Source organism: Labrys sp. (in: a-proteobacteria) (genome assembly GCF_047605565.1).
GTDB classification, from domain to species: Bacteria; Pseudomonadota; Alphaproteobacteria; order Rhizobiales; family Labraceae; genus Labrys; species Labrys neptuniae.
The window spans coordinates 82,382-97,231 of sequence record NZ_JASGFM010000003.1; the positions used below are offsets into that span (position 1 = coordinate 82,382).

General features: G+C 61.6%; 11 protein-coding genes. 2 read left to right on the forward strand and 9 right to left on the reverse strand.

Translation table 11 applies throughout. The features are described from left to right. The first annotated feature begins 585 nt into the window (after positions 1-585). Positions 586-1,056 carry a MucR family transcriptional regulator gene (locus tag QM672_RS04180; RefSeq protein ID WP_415080802.1) on the forward strand — a complete coding sequence of 157 codons (471 nt, stop codon included), beginning with the start codon at positions 586-588 and terminating at the stop codon, positions 1,054-1,056. 677 nt (positions 1,057-1,733) lie between these two features. Continuing rightward, entirely contained in the window at positions 1,734-4,454 is a 2,721-nt protein-coding gene (locus QM672_RS04185; RefSeq protein ID WP_415080804.1) for an excinuclease ABC subunit A, read from the forward strand. Positions 4,455-4,719: 265 nt separating this feature from the next. On the opposite strand, the gene QM672_RS04190 is transcribed toward QM672_RS04185, so the two are convergent. From QM672_RS04190 to QM672_RS04230, 9 genes are all read right to left on the reverse strand, one after another. Further along, positions 4,720-5,472, reverse strand: coding sequence for a siderophore-interacting protein (locus QM672_RS04190; RefSeq protein ID WP_311937323.1), 753 nt, complete (start codon positions 5,470-5,472; stop codon positions 4,720-4,722). Then, on the reverse strand, positions 5,469-7,445 hold the full coding sequence (fhuB, locus tag QM672_RS04195; RefSeq protein WP_415080806.1) for a Fe(3+)-hydroxamate ABC transporter permease FhuB: 1,977 nt from the start codon (positions 7,443-7,445) through the stop codon (positions 5,469-5,471). The genes QM672_RS04190 and fhuB overlap by 4 nt, the downstream gene beginning before the upstream one ends. Beyond that, a complete protein-coding gene (locus QM672_RS04200) occupies positions 7,438-8,337 on the reverse strand; it encodes an ABC transporter substrate-binding protein (protein WP_394314282.1) in 900 nt (299 codons plus the stop codon). The genes fhuB and QM672_RS04200 overlap by 8 nt, the downstream gene beginning before the upstream one ends. After that, positions 8,337-10,712 (reverse strand): TonB-dependent siderophore receptor, encoded by a 2,376-nt coding sequence (locus QM672_RS04205; protein WP_415080809.1) that lies wholly within the window; start codon positions 10,710-10,712, stop codon positions 8,337-8,339. Before QM672_RS04205 ends, QM672_RS04200 begins: the two co-directional genes overlap by 1 nt. A gap of 204 nt (positions 10,713-10,916) precedes the next feature. Continuing rightward, positions 10,917-11,915, reverse strand: coding sequence for a FecR family protein (locus QM672_RS04210; RefSeq protein ID WP_367624832.1), 999 nt, complete (start codon positions 11,913-11,915; stop codon positions 10,917-10,919). A gap of 98 nt (positions 11,916-12,013) precedes the next feature. Further along, positions 12,014-12,532, reverse strand: coding sequence for an RNA polymerase sigma factor (locus QM672_RS04215; protein WP_311937310.1), 519 nt, complete (start codon positions 12,530-12,532; stop codon positions 12,014-12,016). A 360-nt stretch (positions 12,533-12,892) separates the two neighbouring features. Further along, complete coding sequence (locus QM672_RS04220) at positions 12,893-13,069, reverse strand: hypothetical protein (protein ID WP_187829455.1); 177 nt, start codon at positions 13,067-13,069, stop codon at positions 12,893-12,895. 122 nt (positions 13,070-13,191) lie between these two features. Continuing rightward, positions 13,192-13,533, reverse strand: a complete 342-nt coding sequence (locus tag QM672_RS04225) for a helix-turn-helix transcriptional regulator (RefSeq protein ID WP_311937305.1) — start codon at positions 13,531-13,533, stop codon at positions 13,192-13,194. Between the two features lie 511 nt (positions 13,534-14,044). Next, positions 14,045-14,842, reverse strand: coding sequence for a class I SAM-dependent methyltransferase (locus QM672_RS04230; RefSeq protein WP_367624831.1), 798 nt, complete (start codon positions 14,840-14,842; stop codon positions 14,045-14,047). Positions 14,843-14,850: the final 8 nt, after the last annotated feature.

The following is a 14,850-nucleotide window of genomic DNA, read 5'->3' on the forward strand; positions in this document are numbered from 1 at the left end:
CGGCGATCGATATTGCGTCCGAAATCGCGGACAATGACGTATTCGTCCTGCCGTAAGGCTCGGCCTCGTTTCGCTATTCCAGTCGTCCATGCGTCGAGCGTCTGACCTTGGGAACGTGCATCGGGTTCGAGCAGCGAACAGGCCTATTCATGGACTGCGGCATCGACACCAGCATCTATCGCGGTCAATGGCGCGGCGTCGCACCCTTGTGCGAGATCGTCACGATGAAATTTTCTGGTTGGCTGAGATGTCCTCGGGCCCAAGCCTCGGCGGACGGAAGTGTGCAGCCTATCTTGTTTTAAGGGAACAGGCCAGTGTGCCAACAGGTGCATGTAGATCGAATGTTCTCTAATCACTTATTTTTATAGTGATTTGCACAGAGGGCACGAGCGATCGAAACAGAATCCGAAAAGGCTCGAAATAGTGCACAGGCAGCCATGATCATCCCCGAGGATGATCTTTACAGTTACTGGAATTTGCCGGAGAATCTGAGCCAGCGCAGCGAACGGGTCCACAATGCTGCGTTCATAACAAAAAACAGCACTCACTTCGACATCACTATAAAAAACAAAAAGGTGACTGAACATGCCTGAGGAAGACGCAAGTCTGGTCGACCTGACAGTCGACATCGTCTCTGCCTATGTTTCCAACAACCAGGTTGCCACCGCATCCCTCGCGGATCTGATCCATTCGGTGCACAAAGGACTAACGGATCTGAACAATCCAAGGTCGGCCGAGGTGGTTACCCCGCCAAAGCCCGCCGTTCCGATCAAGAAATCCGTCACCCCCGATTATCTGATCAGTCTGGAAGACGGGCGCAAGTTCAAATCGCTGACCCGGCATTTGCGGACGACCTATGAAATGACGCCCGAGCAGTATCGGGAGAAGTGGGGCCTGCCCAGCGACTATCCCATGGTTGCGCCGAACTATTCAGCTACCCGCGCGCGCCTGGCCAAGGAACTCGGACTGGGCCAGATGAATCGAAAGGCGAGTAGCGCCCCGCCACCGTCACCGCCTCCCGCGCCCAGCAGGGGCAGAAAGAAAAAGGCGTCATAGCGGCCTTGGCGTAGGGCGGAATGAACCCAGCGCATGTGATCACGGACGTTCTTGTCGGCCTGCGGATGTCTACGGATCACCCATAAATACCGGGACGGGACGCCGTTGAAGCGTTCTTGCCATACCGGCACGCCGTCAGGCAGCTTGGGATCGTCTTCCTCGATTTCAAGCTAGGATGGCGTGCCGTCCCTTTGGCGAAGTCGCCGGCACATGGGAGCCCTCCTTGCGCAGCCTTTCCAAGGTTCCGGAAAAGCCTTCGGCAGTGCGGTGAGTTCCTCGCATTTGACGACATTGACGATCTCCGCCCTCGTATCCAGCCACTTCACGGCCCAGAAGCGGACATAGCTCGGCAGCCGGGTATAGATGCCGGTGGCCGAAAATCACATCTGAGCAATCCACAGCGGTCGAGCCTTCGGTTCATTCGGAGGAGTTCTGTGAAAACCTGTCTGATCCTTGTGATCGGATTACCACCGCGGAGCACCGTCTCTTGGCGGCCGTCGATAGCGGTGACGACAAGCACATAGAGGATATTCGCCATCGATTGGACAGGCTATATCGCCAGTTCATCTACCTGTGAGCTTGGTTATGGCGTGATTTCCTGTGATGTCGTCGATTTGGACGCTGTTCCGATGGTGTCGAAATGCGAGGCCGTGCAGGGATGGCGCGGGAAAAGTGGAATGAAGACAAGAACTCCGCCTGTTGGGGCGAGCATTTCTGGCAATGGACAGGTTGAGCGTCCCTCATGCGTGCAGGTTCGCGGAGCGCGTCAGAACAACCTCAAGAATGTCGACGTCGATATTCCGCGCGATGCCTTCGTAGTGTTCACCGGCATATCCGGCTCGGGCAAGTCGTCACTCGCCTTCGGAACCCTCTATGCGGAAGCGCAGCGACGCTACCTGGAATCGGTCGCACCTTATGCGCGTCGCCTGATCGATCAGGCTGGCGTGCCGGAGGTCGATGCGATCGACGGATTGCCGCCCGCCGTCGCGTTGCAGCAGCAGCGCGGTGCGACGAACGCGCGATCCTCCGTCGGCAGCGTGACGACGCTCTCCAGCCTGGTGCGGATGCTCTATTCGCGCGTCGGCGCGTATCCACGCAATCAGCCAATGCTCTATGCGGAGGATTTTTCGCCCAACACCGTGGCCGGGGCTTGCCCGACATGCCATGGGATCGGTCGCGTCTATGACGCGACCGAGAAGACGATGGTGCCGGACGATACGCTCACCATTCGCGAGCGGGCGATCGCCGCCTGGCCGCCGGCGTGGCACGGCCAGAACCAGCGCGATATCCTCGTGTCGCTCGGCTATGACGTCGATACGCCATGGCGCGATCTGCCGAAAAAGGATCGTGACTGGATTCTCTTTACCGACGAACAGCCGACGGCACCGGTCTATGCGGGCCTAACCCCCGAGCAGACCCGTGTCGCACTCAAGCGCCGGATGGAACCGAGCTATCAGGGCACCTTCACCGGCGCCCGTCGCTACGTGCTGGAAACGTTCGCCAACACGAAAAGCGCTTTGATGAAGAAGCGCGTTTCCCAATATATCATCGGTCGCGATTGCCCAACCTGTCATGGCAAGCGCCTGAAGCGCGAAGCTTTGTCGGTGAAATTCGCCGGGCTCGATATCGCCGAGTTCGGTGACCTGACGCTGCTGAAGCTCATGGATTTGCTGACGCCCATCGCGCACGGCGAGTACGGGGAAACCACGGCAACCCCGAAGGGCCATATCCTGAGCAAGGTGGCCCGTGATGCGGCGGTCGAACGCCGGGTCGCTGCAGGTGGTTCGGCGCATAAGAGTGCGCCCGACGTGCGCCGCACTCCCAACCTTTCCGATGAAAAGCGGGCCGCCGCGCAACGCCTCGCGTCCGAATTGCTCGAACGGCTCGGACCGCTGATCGATCTCGGTCTCGGCTATATCTCGCTCGACCGCAGCACGCCGACGCTTTCCTCAGGGGAACTGCAACGTCTGCGCCTTGCGACCCAATTGTCGTCCCAGCTTTTCGGCGTGGTCTATGTGCTGGACGAGCCTTCGGCGGGATTGCATCCGGCGGATGGGGAAGCCTTGCTGTCGATCCTCGAGCGGTTGAAGGCGGCGGGTAACTCCCTGTTCGTTGTCGAGCACGATCTCGACGTGATCCGCCATGCCGAGTGGCTGGTCGATGTAGGACCGGGCGCCGGCGGGAAGGGCGGCGAGGTGATCTATAGCGGGCCGCCCGAGGGGTTGGCCGACGTGGAAGAATCGATCACGCGCCGCTATCTGTTCGCTGCACCCGTGGCCAATAATAGGACACCGCGCCAAGCCAGAGCATGGCTCCGTCTGGAGGGCGTGACCCGCAACAATCTGCACGGTCTCGATGTCGCGTTTCCGATCGGCTGCTTCACGGCGGTCACGGGCGTATCGGGATCGGGCAAGTCCAGCCTTGTGAGCCAGGCGCTGCCGGAACTCGTTGCCGAACATCTCGGCGGCCCCCCGCCGACGACCGAAGACGAGGATGTCGATCCGCTGCTCGACGTCGCGCAGGAGGAAACGGAAGGACGCATCACCGCAGGAATGGAGTACATCCGGCGCCTGGTGCGGGTCGATCAGAAGCCGATTGGCCGCACTCCTCGCTCGAACCTCGCTACCTATAGCGGCCTGTTCGACCACGTGCGCAAGATCTTCGCCGATACGCCCCTGGCCCGCCAGCGCCGCTACAGCCCCGGCAGATTCTCGTTCAATGTGGCACAGGGCCGATGCCCTGTATGCGAGGGCGAAGGCTTCGTGATGGTGGAATTGCTGTTCCTCCCCAGCGTCTATGCGCCCTGTTCGACCTGCCATGGCAGCCGCTACAACCCGCAAACGCTGGAGGTCGAATGGAACGGACGCAACATCGCCCAGGTCCTGGAGATGACGGTGGACGAGGCTTGCGGGTTCTTCGCCGAAGAACTGCCCATCCTGCGACCCCTCGACGTGCTGCGACAGATCGGCTTGGGATATCTGCGGCTCGGCCAGCCTGCGACAGAATTGTCGGGCGGTGAGGCACAGCGCATCAAGCTCGCAACGGAGTTGCAACGCGCGCAGCGCGGCAACACCATCTACATTCTGGACGAGCCGACTTCGGGTCTGCACCCCTCCGACGCCGATCGTCTGATGCGGCATCTGCAGGGACTTGTCGATGCCGGCAATACGGTCGTGGTCGTCGAGCATGACATGCGTGCCGTTGCCCAAGTCGATTGGGTCGTCGACCTGGGACCGGGAGCCGGCGAAGATGGCGGCCATATCGTCGCCAGCGGCAATCCCAACGATGTTGCCGACGCGAAAGGAAGCCTGACCGCGCCCTATCTGAAGGTGGCGTTGCAACCGTTTGGCGCGGCGGCGACAGAAGAGGATGAGACAACGACAGCTGCGCCGATGTGAAGGGGTTCTAGGCGCTTTCTCCGGGCGAGCGGTCGCATCGTAGGAGGCAATGCGGCAGCACGAAGCAATAATCCGGGATCACTATAAAGTAGGGTTTCCAGTGCGTTGCGGTGTTTCTCAAATGATCGAAGGTAATGATTATATCCCGACACGCTGCCAATTCTTCTATGAATCGCTCGTCATCCGACTCTATTTGCCCCGATGGTTTATGGTGCTTGATCGCCGACTTAGGCGAACGAAGCAGTTCCACCGGTTCCTATTTCTATCAGCGCCGCCAGTAACAAACATTGATGTAGCGCGGTTTCGGAATGGCAGCGAGGCGCGGGCGAAAGGCTTCGTAGGCACCGAACTCTCCCGCCAGCCAGATGAAATAGTCTTTTGAGCCCACGCAGACTTCGATCTTCTCCCTGACGGACTCGATGAAGCCTCTGCCCGGCCCCTGATCCCTTGGCCACCGGTCGACCCACCTGATCGTCATGCCGGCCGGTGCGGCGAAGGGCAGCCGGTCTTCCGGTCCGCATGTTTCGATGACGATATCGCCCCGAACATCGGGCGGCAATGTCTCCGCGATCCGCGCGATGGCGGGCAGCGCCGTTTCATCGCCCGCCAGGAGGTAGCGGCTCGCCTTCTTGACGCCGAGACCACAAGGCCCGGAAATACCGCAGATGTCGCCAGGCTTTGCCTGCAAGGCGAAATTGCAGGCGGGGCCCGCATGGGCATGCAGCACGAAATCGATGTCGAGCCAGCCGGTGGCGGCGTCGATGCGCCGGATCGTGTAGTAGCGCGTCACCACGTTCGACGAGGCGCCCTTTCGACGAGGGCCGTCGCCAGCCCCCTCAACAGGCGTCCCGGCTTCCGCCTTGTGCCGCGCTTCGACATGGAGCCGGACATGCAGATTGCCGAGCGTGTCGAAATGGGCGAGATCGTCACCGGCCAGGCGCAGGCGCTGCATGTGCGGCGCGATACGTTCGACGCCCACGACACGCATCATGCGGAAGCCGTCGCCTTGCTTGCTCATCCTCGCCTCGCGATCAGCACCAACAGGAAGGGCCCGCCGACCATGGTGGCGAACAGGCCGGCAGGGATCTGGAATGGAAAAATGATGTTGCGGCCGAGCCAATCGGCGACCAGAAGGATGAGGCCGCCAATGATGGCCGATGCCGCGAGCTGCATGCCCGCCCGATGAAAGCCGGCAAGGCGGGCGATATGCGGCCCCATCAGCCCGGCAAAGCTCAAGGGGCCGACCAGGATGGTCGCCCCTGCCGTGAGCAGGGCCGAGATCGAGAACAGGATGTTGCGGCTATGGGCGATGGGCATGCCCGAGGCCGTCGCCGTGGCAAGGCCGAGCGGGAGCAGTTCGAGCCAGCGCCGGATGAGGGGTATGGAGGCGAGAGCAAGGGCCAGCAGGGCCGCCGACAGCAGGGCCTCTGCCCGCCGCACCGCATAGGTCGAGCCCGACAGCCAGGCCAGCAATTGATCGAGGCGCGGATCCTGCGACGTCATCAATACGGCCATGACGAAGCCGGAAACGGCTCCCAACGTGATACCGATCAGCAGCATTCGATCACCGGAAAAGCCGGGTTTGCGTGATAGGCCGAGCATCAGGAAGAGGACGGCCAGGGCACCGGCAGCACCGGCGGCTATCTGCTCGGCGCGGGTCGGGGCAGTTGCCGTCAGGAGCAGAAGGATCACGCCCAGCATTGCGCCGGAAGAAACACCGAGCACCTCGGGTGAGGCCATGGGGTTGCCCGTCACGCGCTGAAGGATGGCGCCGGCCAGGGCCAGCATGGATCCTCCGCTGAAGGCGGCGAGGGCGCGAGGCCCCCGCCAATCCAGAAAGGGTACGATCTCCTCTCTCGCCGCGAACGACCAGCCATCTGGTCCCCGCCCCAGAGACAATGCCAGCCAGAAGGCGGGGACGAGCAGCGTCGCCAATAGGAAGAGTGCGACGGCCGGATGTCTCAGCCTGCCCGGAACCGCGCCTGGCGCCATGTGCGGGGGAGCCAGCAGTTTCAGGCGCCTGATCAGCATGAACAGCAGCGGAGCGCCCAGCAGGGCCGTCGCCGCTCCCGTCGGAAACAGGCGGTAGGTCACGGGCAAGGAGAGCACGGTCTGGTCGGTGGCCATGAGCAGCAAGGCCCCCAGCAGTGCAGACCAGGCCAGATGCTCGCCCGCCCGCCTGGCACCGGAGGCGCGTGCCAGTGCAGGACCGGCAAGCCCGACGAAGCTGATGATGCCGACCGAGGCAGTGACGATCGCCGCCAGGGCTGCCGCGGCGACCAGCGCGACCAGGCGATAGGCTGCAACGGACAGGCCGAGACTCCTGGCGCTGTCGTCATCGACGCCAAGCAATGTCAGCGGGCGCACGAGAAAGGCGAGGAGGATGGCGACGAGCAGGAGCCTTGGGTACAGAAACTGCACCCCGCTCCAATCCTGCTGGTCGAGATAGCCGGCGCCCCAGAGAAAGATGCCGGTGAGAAAATCGTGATTGAACAAGGTCAGCGCGGCGCTGACCGCCCCGCAATAGAGGCTGACGATCATGCCGGCCAGGGTCACGGTGACGGGCGACAGCCCCTTGCGCCAGGACAGGGAGAGGACCGCAAGAAGGGCCAGGGCGGCGCCGGCAAAGGCAATCCACTCGCGGCCGAATGTAAGCCATGCCGGAAACCACAGGGTGACGATGGACAGAACGAGATAGGCGCCGGCCGAAATGCCGAGCGTGGCTGGCTCGGCCAGGGGGTTGCGCAGAATGCGTTGCAGGACGGCGCCGGCAAGCCCAAGCCCGGCTCCGACCATCAGGCCGACGACGATGCGGGGAAGCACGGTGTGATGCAGCATCATCTGCGCCGTGACATCGGGATCCGGAAAAACGATCGAGCCCCACGAGGCGTTGTCCGACAGCAGCCCCTTGACGTTGAAGGCGGCGAGGGACAGGGCCAGGATCGCAAGAAGAAGTGCCGGGATTGGCGTAACGGCATGCGGCCTAGCCATTCGGTCCACCTGCCGAAAGAGCGGCGGATACCAGCCGCGCGAAGCGGCGCACGGGTGGCAGGCCTCCGTAGAAGAGGACGTCCGGAATGCGCACGATACGGTTCTGCTTCACGAAGGGCAGGCTGGCGATGACGGGAGATTCCAGCAGGCTCTTCAACGTATCGCGGCTGGTGTCGCCCACGCAGAGCAGCCGCGCATCGGGGCGAGCCGCCAGCCGATCGGCGCTGACCGTGGTATGGCCATAGCGGGATACGGAGCCAGCCCAGGCGTTCTCGATGCCGAAATGATCGAGCACGTCCTGAAAAAGGCTGTTCCTGCCGAAGATCAGCAGGCGCCTGCCATCGATCACCGTCGCCACGTAAAGGGGGCGACGGTCATATCGGGCCATCAGCCGTTTTCCCGCCGCCAGTTCCGCGTCCAGCGATTGCATGAAACGCTCGAACGCATCCGACGCGCCGAGCTGCCCGGCAAGGGCCGAAAGAGCCAGGCGGGCGTGCGCCAGGCGGCCGGATTCCCCAAAATGATCGGGATCGAAGGAGCATATCGGCGCGATGGCCGCCAGGCGCTCCCGCATCGGCGCGAGGTCGCCATTCATGACCACCAGTTTGGGCTTCAGGCGATGGATCAGCTCGAGATTGGGCTCCGACCGCAGGCCTAGTTCGCGCATGTCCGATGCTGGCGCCGGTTCCACCACCAATTGGGAGTAGCGTTCGATTTCAGGCATGGCGAGAGGCGCGATACCCAGGGCGAGCAGGTTCTGCCCGCTCACCCAGTCTATCGCCAGGGGCCGCCTGGCAGGCTCCTCGGACGAATGCGCGGCACGGGCAAGGCACATCGCTGCCGCTCCGCCGAGAAGGGCCCGGCGGGACAAGCCTATAGGCTGCATCCCCATCAGAACTTCATCTGGGCAGAAAACGCGACCGTTCTCGGGGCTCCCAGATAATAGCTGTTCTGCCAGTAGTTCTTGTTGGTCACGTTGCTGACATTCAGCCGCAAGGTCAGCGGATTGCCGAACCGCTCGGTCGTGTAGCGCATGCCGACATCGAGGGTAGTATAGGCGGCAAGGCGGTCGTCATTGACATCGTTCGCCCATTGCTTGCCGGTGTAGTAGACGCCGCCAGTCAGCACGAGGCCCTGAATGGCGGGAATCTCATATTCGAGATAGAGCTTTGCCAGCACCTTGGCCACGTTCATCGGCTGTTTGCCGTCAAATTCGCCGCCCTCCACCTTGGCATCCAGCACGGTGACGCCGCCCAGAAGCGTGAGTTCGTCGGTTACCTTGCCCGTTGCCGTGACCTCCACGCCGCGATGCCGCTGCCGCCCGTCCTGGGTGTAGACGCCGCTCGCATTGGTGAATTCATAGGCCTTTTCGATATCGAACAAGGCGCCGGTCAGGAGCATGCCGCCCACTTCCGCCTTGACGCCGATCTCCTTTTGCTTGCTCACCATCGGGGCCATGACCTGCCCGTAATTGCTGCTCGTGTCTGGGGCGACGCCGCCCTGCTCCAGGCCCTCGATGTAGCTGCCATAGACCGTCATCCACGGCACGGGCTTGAAAAGGAGCGAGGCCGAGGGCGAGAGCCGCCCCTCGTCGTAGTCGGGCTGGGTGCGCGTGCCTGTTATGTCGAGCGAGCGACTCATGATGCGGCTGTAGTTGACGCCCACCAAAGCCGACCAGCGCTCGTTGAATTCGATCTGGTCGCCGATGACGAAGTTATGATTGCGCACATAGCCCTGGTAGTAGGGCGACGAAGTATCGACTGGGAAGGTCGGCCTGGGAAGGTGGACGGGCGAGGACATCGGAAACGGCCCGATCCAGCCTGTGTTCGGGCTGTAGGGCGTCTGCCAGGCCCGATCCGAATACATATGGTAGCCGGCGGTGACCTTGTGGGAAATCGGCCCGGTATCGAACGTGACATCCGCAAAGGCCTGCGCCGCGTCGAAGATGTTCTTGGTTTTGCCCGAGTGAATCCCGATCTGATAATATTCCCCCGGCGACCGCACCGAATTCATCGTGTGGTCCTGGACCGGCCGATCGAGATATTCACGCATATAGGCGCCGCGCAGCGTGATGAAGTCGTTGAGTTTGTAGGTCAGCTTGCCGGAAAGGCGCGTCTTCTCGAATTCATCGCGAACCCAGGGCTGGCTCCAGTTCCTGCTGGCGTCCGGCGCCGAGCCATGGGGAACGCCGGGATTGAAAAACCAGTAGGAATTGGGAACGTCCGTCTTGTACTTGCTGTAGGACGCGTTGAGTTCCAGCTTCAACCTGTCGGTAATGTCCCAATCGATGGCCCCGCTGACGAGGAACCGATTGATGTTCTGGTCGTCTATCGCGGTATCGCCGCCTTGCTTGACGATGTTGAGGCGATAGCCGGCACGGCCTTCGGGATCGATGCGGCCGCCGAAATCGCCGTGGATGTATTTCTGCTCGGCGCCATAGGTGCCGATGGTCAGGCTGTTCAGGCGCTCGATCGTCGGGCGCTTGTAGACATAGTTGATCATGCCGGCCGGGGCAGCGGCCCCATACAGGAATCCCGAAAGCCCGGTGAGGACTTCGATACGCTCCTTGTCCTCGAGATTGGTCGCGTGACTATAGGAACGCCGCAGGCCGTCCTCGGCCGTGTCATAGGTGGTGAAGCCGCGCATGTTGACCATCGGCGACCATCCCGACGCCTGCGGCGTCTGAATACGGGTCGTCGGGCTGATCCGGAAGATGTCGTCGGGAGACTGGGCCTGGATATTCTGAATGAGCTCGCGCGGCACGACGCTGACCGAAAAGGGCGTATCCCGGATGGATGTCTGTCCCAGGGGCCCCAGCGAGGAGATGGTGTTCGTGCGGTAGCCATCCTTTGCGAGCCCGTCCTGCTGAATCGCCGCAGTGCCCTTGGCTTCGACGATGACGGGATCGAGGAGGATCGCCCCATCCGCGCTTTCGCCGCCGGCGGGCTCCGCCGACATGGCAAGCAGGGTCACGGCATTGCCGCCGGTAAAGGAATAGCCAAGCCCCGAGTTCGAAAGAAGCCGGGCCAGCGCTGCCTGCGTGGTCATGCCGCCGGTTACGCTCGGTGCGCGCGTATTTGCCGCGATGGAGGTCTTGTAGGCGATCTGAACGCCGGATTGGTCTGCAAGCATACGCAAGGCCCGGGCCAGCGGCTGGCTGGGAATGTTGAAGTTATGCGTGATTGCGGTCTGGGCGGCAGCCGGTGACATCGGTACGAGCAGTGCCGGCACTGCACAAAACGCCGCGCTCACCAGGAGCTTCGTCACCAGACCGCTAGGCGCGCTTCGCCTCGATCCCTTCGCTATCCTGCCGTGCACCACCGAGCCCCCTCAACATGTCCCCTGGAAACAGCCCTCGCGGGCTCAAATGAAGGGAGTGGGTGTGTGCTGCCTCGGCCCTTCGCCATATTGACGCGCGAGCGAGGCGATCGCCTAAAGACGGCGTCTCAATTTTTTTGAAGGGATGCCGCGTCAGGAAATCAGGAGCAGGACACCGGGAATCCGACGCACCGACAGCCCCTGGGTTTTCGCCAGCGCCTGGACGGCAGCAAATGCTTCCGCCGTCGAGAAGACCGCACTGACGGGGACGGATCGATCGATGCCGGGCCGGATCACGATCCGTTCGGGGACATAGCGGCCGAGTTCGGCCATCGCCCGGGAAAACGGCCGCCCCTCGAAGATGATGCGGCCTTTCCGCCATGCGAGCGCCGCCTGGACATCGGCGGACTGGGCCGGTCGCGGCGCTTCTCCCCGCGCATACAGGGTTTGCTGGTTCGCAGCCACCTCGACGCCCGTGACGCCGGGATCGTCGGTTGCGGTCGGGCTGGCCGGGCCGGCAACGTCGATGCGCCCTTCGGCGGAGGTAACCGTTGCCACATCCTCCAAGATCCCGACCGAGAAGCGGCCCGCTTTGGCGGTGCTGTTGCCGCCCAGCGCCGCCACCCGGAACACCGAGTTCCGATCCGGAGCGACCTTGAATTCGGCTTCGCCTTTCAGCAGCTCGACCAGTCTGAGGCCAGGCCGGTAGCCGATGCTGACGGCACTATCCGTGTTGAGGGTGGCGACCGACCCATCCGGCAGGGTGAACTCGCGCTGGTCGCCGACGGCTGTCGAGAGGTCGGCGTTCCACCAGACTTGCAGCCTCGGTACGGCCACGAGGCCGATGGCTGCGGCAGCCACAGCCGCACCGCCGATGACAAAGCTGCGCCGCCCCATCAGGACATGGCGGCTCGGCTCGGCGGCAGCCGGCAAAGGCATGCCGGCCGACCCGGTATCGATGGCCTGTAGTTGCTGCCAGAACGAACGCTCGCGCTCGAAAGCCAGCTTGTGATCGGGAGACAGGTCCCGCCAGGCCTTGAAACGCTGGAGGTCGGCGTCGCTGACATTGCCCGAGGTCAACCGCACGATCCAATCGCGTGCGTCCAGGCCGATGCGGCGTTCAATGTCCTTGCGTTGCTTGTGCTCGTCCATGCGCTCGAAAGCCGGTGCGGATAGGGACTCGATTCGAGCTGTTCTAACCTATTGACGCGTGAACGCACCCGCCACCTAAACACGATCCGGAAAATTTCTCAGTCGGCGAGTTCGCCGCGCAGATCGGCAAGGTGTTCCAGGGCCCGGCGGATATGATAATAGACCGCCTCGCTCGTGATGCCGTGCAGTTCTGCCAGCTGGCGATGCGATATGCCGTCGATCCGGTTCATCAGGAAGATCGTGCGGGTTTTTTCCGGCAGTTCGTCCAAGGCCTTCCTGACTGCCTTCAGATTTTGGCGGCCGATCAGCACCCGTTCCGGCGAAACCAGGTCGCAGTTTTCCCACAAGATGTCGGTGAGTTCATCGTCGATTTCATTGCGCCTGCGCTGGTTGCGCAGATGGCTGGTGACGGCATGCTGCGCAACGCGGGTGATGAACCCGGCCGGATTGCGGATCGCATTGTCTTCCAGACCGGCGTTTTCCAGTTTCAGCCAGGTGTCCTGCATCAAGTCCTCGGCTGTCGCCGAGCAACCGGTGCGTGCCTTGGCCACCGCCTGCAGCCGCGGCCGCATCTTCGCAAAGGCACTGATCAGTTTTCCGAGAGACAGCCTGTCCACGCCAGCCCGCAACATAGATAAGAAGAACAATGCTCCTGAAGGTGAAGCAATCCCAACCTAGAGGATGAGGAAAAACCCTGCAATAGCAATGATTTATAGAGATTCTAACTTGCGCGGCGACCCATGCGGCGGTTCTGCAACTCCGCGCCTCGTCAAAAGATCAGAGCCCCCGGCGCTCGTCCTTCTTCACAAGAAGACCATTGGGGAGCTTATCGCCATCCTTCAGTGCCCAAAGCACGGCGATGGCTTCGTCGCGATATGCTTCCCACACGGGCTTGCCATCGAACCGACTGCTGCCAGAGTGACCATGGTGACGGCACAAAGCCCGGCAGACACGCTCGATGGGGTCTTTTCGAAATATCACAGGATGCCGCTCAGATTGGCTGGGGTCTGGCCATAACGCGCCAGGACCACCGCGCCTTCAAAACCACCGGCGTCCCGATTCACCGTGCGGGACAGGGCCATGGCCCCGACATAGGTGACCGCATCGAATCCCGGCCCCACGCCCCTCGCGATCGTGGCTGACGTCCCGACCATCGTTGAGGCCATCTCCCTTGCCTTCGGCTCATCGGGCATGTCGATGGCAGATTGGGCGAGAAGATCTCCATCAAGAGTGCGGATAAAGGGAAGCGCGAGATAGCGTGTGATCCTGGGCATTGTCAGTTTGCCTCTCCAAGAAACTTGATGAAATTGATGGCCTGCCGATATTTGTCTGCCGGTAGCCGACGCAAAAGCGCCAGCATCTCATTTTCGCTGTTCGGGTCGACACTGATGAGTTCAGCCGGTGTGCACTCAAGAGCCGCCGCCAAAGCTTCCAGAACCTCCTGGCTATAGGGTTGCTTGCTCATCTCGATCCGGTTGATCGAGACATGCGTGATCATGGGTTTGCCGTCCGGCAGTGTTTCAAGACGATCCTCGAGCCTGCGCAAAGACAGCCCTCGCTTCAGTCGCCACTCCTTGATGTAGGTCTTGCTAAGGCTACGGTGCCGTATGCTGCCCATATTGCTCTTTTTCGCTACACAGGAGGTTGCATCGTTCGGACTCTATAGGCCTTTTGCTAAGGCTGAACAACTCAGATGTAACGCATGGTGGAACAATCGTTGATGAGCATTGATCTGGATCAACGCGAATGGCGACGCCCTGTGTCTTCCTGTTTCAGGCGCGATTGCTGCACATAGTCGGCAGGAATGGCGCCTGTTCCATCCGCTCCATTCAGTAGGGAAGATCCATGTCAGGCGGTGAAGTTCTCATGCTCACGATGATCATTGCAGGCACCTCGATCTTGGGTATTGCCCTCGCGATTGCCGGCTGGCGTAATTGATCGAATGAAATCCGGGTGGTGCTGACGCTCGGCTCGGTTCTACAATCTTCGCTGCCGCAGTTGGCTGGCCGATTGCATGATGGCGGTTGACTTGCCGCCTCTCCTTAGGAGGAAAATTCAATCGCCAGCCCTCTTGTCCTTCCCGGATGGAGAACCCGATTGGAGATTTCGCCAATAGCCCGCCAGGCCCTTCAGCGTGCATATTTGTCAGCGCTTTCCAGGTGCGAACGCCTGACAAGCCATCGCGCTGCGTCGGTGGCAACCGTGTCCGGCAAAATCTGCCATTGAATGTCTAGATGGCCTTCTGGAACACAGGCGATCACCGCATTGCGGTCCGGTTCCCTAACGACCTCGTCAATGATCCAGGTCTGCAAGCCAGGGCCGGCAAGTCGCTTGCCGGCGATGTCCGGAAGCAGATCCATCCCGTACTCGATCAGAACATTCATGGCGATCCGGCCACTGTGGCCCAAACGGCCGAGGAGAGTGCGGCAGGTCATTTCGTCGAACTCGGTGGCGTAGTCGAATCCGGGGCCACCGACGTCGACGGCAATCGCATCGAAGCAATCCCGATTGTAGGTGATGAAATCCTTGAAATCGGCGGCGATGCATCGAACGTCCGACGGCATCCAGAAATATTCGCGCGCAAGCGTGAAGCTCAGCGGGTTTCTGTCGATGACTGTAACGGACTTACCCTGCCGATGCAGCATCGTGGCCAGCGTGCCGCCGGCACAACCAAGCACCAGAACGTCTCTGGCCGGCTGCAGGAGAGCCTTCATCAGGTGAACATAGGTGAAGCAGCTCTCTCCGGACCGCCAGGCATGGCTCTGGAAGGAGCCTCCCTCATAGTACCGACGGGCACCCGTGGCTTTCTCCTCGATGACGAAGATCCTGCCATGGATGCCCTCGAAACGGGCTAGCAACTGCACGGTGCCTCCCTCCATATGCGGATAATGTGCCGAATGCTGCTCGGGATACTCAACCGCGTCCATCCAGCATC

Bases quoted from the DNA above. Each gene is read 5' to 3' on its own strand.
- QM672_RS04230 (WP_367624831.1), bottom strand. From the start codon at position 14,842: ATGGACGCGGTTGAGTATCCCGAGCAGCATTCGGCACATTATCCGCAT.
- QM672_RS04185 (WP_415080804.1), top strand. From the start codon at position 1,734: ATGAAGACAAGAACTCCGCCTGTTGGGGCGAGCATTTCTGGCAATGGA.
- QM672_RS04180 (WP_415080802.1), top strand. From the start codon at position 586: ATGCCTGAGGAAGACGCAAGTCTGGTCGACCTGACAGTCGACATCGTC.
- QM672_RS04225 (WP_311937305.1), bottom strand. From the start codon at position 13,533: ATGGGCAGCATACGGCACCGTAGCCTTAGCAAGACCTACATCAAGGAG.
- fhuB (WP_415080806.1), bottom strand. From the start codon at position 7,445: ATGGCTAGGCCGCATGCCGTTACGCCAATCCCGGCACTTCTTCTTGCG.
- QM672_RS04200 (WP_394314282.1), bottom strand. From the start codon at position 8,337: ATGGGGATGCAGCCTATAGGCTTGTCCCGCCGGGCCCTTCTCGGCGGA.
- QM672_RS04220 (WP_187829455.1), bottom strand. From the start codon at position 13,069: ATGGTCGGGACGTCAGCCACGATCGCGAGGGGCGTGGGGCCGGGATTC.
- QM672_RS04210 (WP_367624832.1), bottom strand. From the start codon at position 11,915: ATGGACGAGCACAAGCAACGCAAGGACATTGAACGCCGCATCGGCCTG.
- QM672_RS04190 (WP_311937323.1), bottom strand. From the start codon at position 5,472: ATGAGCAAGCAAGGCGACGGCTTCCGCATGATGCGTGTCGTGGGCGTC.